Annotated in this window: 3 protein-coding genes; 1 reads left to right on the forward strand and 2 read right to left on the reverse strand. The window is 61.0% G+C overall.

Features of this window, described 5'->3' with window-relative positions; translation table 11 throughout:
• The first annotated feature begins 194 nt into the window (after positions 1-194).
• The gene (locus WBF74_RS10475; RefSeq protein WP_424439243.1) at positions 195-860 is read left to right on the forward strand and encodes an HAD family hydrolase; all 666 of its coding nucleotides are present in this window, start codon (positions 195-197) and stop codon (positions 858-860) included.
• A gap of 4 nt (positions 861-864) precedes the next feature.
• On the opposite strand, the gene trxB is transcribed toward WBF74_RS10475, so the two are convergent.
• Both trxB and WBF74_RS10485 read right to left on the reverse strand, forming a co-directional pair.
• Positions 865-1,845: a thioredoxin-disulfide reductase gene (trxB, locus tag WBF74_RS10480; protein WP_424439246.1), complete on the reverse strand. Its 981-nt coding sequence runs from the start codon at positions 1,843-1,845 to the stop codon at positions 865-867.
• 101 nt (positions 1,846-1,946) lie between these two features.
• Positions 1,947-2,552, reverse strand: a complete 606-nt coding sequence (locus tag WBF74_RS10485) for a peroxiredoxin (RefSeq protein WP_424439249.1) — start codon at positions 2,550-2,552, stop codon at positions 1,947-1,949.
• Positions 2,553-2,611: the final 59 nt, after the last annotated feature.

A 2,611-nucleotide genomic window follows, 5' to 3' on the forward strand; every position in this document is an offset into this window, starting at 1 on the left:
CTCTTCAAGCTCGCCTCGGAAGCGGATGATGAAGTGACGGCGGACCTCATGGTCCAGCGGATGGATGCGAGCGAAAAGACCGCGTGGATGCTCCGTGCTTCGGTTGCGTAATCCGTAGCAGCTATCCGCGACCGGAAACTTACGGTCATCAAAAGTGAAGACAAAAGCGCCATGAACGCGGCTATAACGCGCTCATGGCGTTTTCTTTTTCTCCCTCCCTGGTAATCTTCGACTGCGACGGCGTGCTGGTGGATACCGAGCCGGTTGCAAACCGCCTTCTCGTCCGCCTGCTGGCGGATGAGGGGTTTCATCTCACTTACGAAGAATGTCGCCGCCTTTTCGTGGGCCGCACGATGCAGGCGGTGCAGGATCATGTTGAGGCCGCCCTGAAGCGGCCGCTTGGCGTGGATTGGCCAACTTATGTGCGTGACCGCACGCTTGACGCCTTTGCCGAAGGTATCGAGCCTGTCGCCGGTGCGGGGGAGGTGCTGCACGGATTGAAGACGCGCGGTCTCCCTTTCTGCGTCGCTTCATCCGGCAAGTTCGAGAAAATGCGTTTCACGCTCGGCGCGACCGGGCTGTTGCCGCTGGTCGAACATGTGCTTTTCAGCGCGGAAGAGGTGGCGCATGGCAAACCGGCGCCGGATCTCTTCCTTCATGCGGCCGCCCGCATGGGGCATGAGCCGCACAGCTGCCTCGTGATCGAGGACAGTGTTCCCGGCGTGCAGGCGGCGGTGGCAGCCGGCATGAAGGTGATCGGCTATGCGGGCGATCCGCATACGGATGGTGAGGCGCTGAAAAGAGAAGGCGCCCATGTCATTTCTGACTTGAGCGCCCTGATGGATATGATCGGAAGCTGACGGATCAGGCAGTCGCTACCTCAGGCGCCTTCGTCTCTTCGGCTTCCTGCGCGGCGAGGTAGCGTTCCGCTTCAAGGGCTGCCTGACAGCCCATGCCTGCCGCTGTCACAGCCTGACGATAGACATCATCCGTCACGTCGCCTGCTGCGAACACACCCGGAATATTGGTGCGCGGCGTGCCCGGCACCGTCTTCAGATAGCCGCCTTCCTTTGTCTCGAGCTGGCCGATGAAAAGTTCGGTCGCAGGTGCATGGCCGATGGCGATGAAGATGCCGTGGGCCGGAATCTCGCGGACTTCGCCGGTCTTGAGGTTCTTCACCTTCGCGCCGGTCACGCTGCGCGGCTCTTCCGTGCCGACGATTTCCTCGATCACCGAATCCCAGATCACTTCGATCTTCGGATTCTTGAAGAGGCGATCCTGCATGATTTTCTCGGCGCGGAAGCTGTCGCGGCGATGAATGACCGTTACCTTCGACGCAAAGTTGGTGAGGAACAGTGCTTCCTCGACGGCGGTGTTGCCGCCGCCAACCAGCAGCACTTCCTTGCCACGATAGAAGAAGCCGTCACAGGTGGCGCAAGCCGATACGCCAAAGCCCTGGAAATGCTGCTCGGAGGGCAGGCCAAGCCACTTCGCCTGAGCGCCCGTTGCGATGATGAGGGCGTCGGCGGTGTACAGCGTGCCGCTGTCACCCTTCAGCTCGAAGGGGCGGGTTTTCAGATTGGCGGACACGATGGTGTCGGAAATGATTTCCGTGCCCATGTGGCGCGCCTGGGCTTCCATCTGCTCCATGAGCCAGGGGCCCTGGATTGCTTCTGCGAAGCCCGGATAGTTTTCCACATCCGTTGTGATGGTGAGCTGGCCGCCCGGCTGGATGCCCTGAATGACGACGGGCTCAAGCATGGCGCGCGCAGCATAGATCGCAGCGGTGTAGCCAGCGGCGCCTGCGCCAATGATGAGGACTTTTGCGTGTTTCTTTTCGGACATTGTGCTTCGGCCTTGCTCTTGAACGGGGCGGGGAGAGGTAGGGGAGGCAGGCCCCGCTGTCCCTTCAACCATATAGGGACGGGCGGGGCCTGCCAAAAGCCTTAAAGGGCTTCGGCGTGGGCGCCGAGATACTTGGCGACGCCTTCGGCATCCGCCTTCATGCCTTCCTCGCCCTTCTGCCAGCCGGCCGGGCACACTTCGCCATGCTCTTCATGGAACTGGAGGGCATCGACCATGCGCAGCGCTTCATCGGCGTTGCGGCCGAGCGGCAGGTCGTTCACGAGCTGGTGGCGGACCACGCCTTCGCGGTCGATCAGGAAGGTACCGCGAAGCGCCACACCGTCCTTCTCGATCAGCACGTCATAGTCGCGCGCGATCTGCTTGGTCAGGTCGGCCACCATCGGGAACTTCACGGGGCCAAGGCCGCCTTCATTCGGGGGCGTGTTGCGCCATGCGGCATGGGTGTACTGGCTGTCCACGCTCACCGCGATGACCTTCACATTCAGTTCCTCGAATTTCGGCACGCGGTTCGAATAGGCGAGGATTTCCGAGGGGCAGACAAAGGTGAAGTCGAGTGGGTAGAAGAAAACGAGGCCGTAGGAGCCATTGAGATACGAGCGGAGGTTGAAATCCTCCACGATCTCGCCATCTGGCAGAACGGCAGCAGCGGTGAAGTCGGGGGCCTGTTTGCCTACGAGTACGGCCATACGGGGAAACTCCTTTGAAACTGTGAGGTTTGAACAACCGGACGGTGTTCCGGTGTTTC

The sequence above is a fragment of the Parvibaculum sp. genome (assembly GCF_049672805.1).
Taxonomy (GTDB): domain Bacteria; phylum Pseudomonadota; class Alphaproteobacteria; order Parvibaculales; family Parvibaculaceae; genus Parvibaculum.

Bases quoted from the DNA above. Each gene is read 5' to 3' on its own strand.
- WBF74_RS10475 (WP_424439243.1), top strand. From the start codon at position 195: ATGGCGTTTTCTTTTTCTCCCTCCCTGGTAATCTTCGACTGCGACGGC.
- trxB (WP_424439246.1), bottom strand. From the start codon at position 1,845: ATGTCCGAAAAGAAACACGCAAAAGTCCTCATCATTGGCGCAGGCGCC.
- WBF74_RS10485 (WP_424439249.1), bottom strand. From the start codon at position 2,552: ATGGCCGTACTCGTAGGCAAACAGGCCCCCGACTTCACCGCTGCTGCC.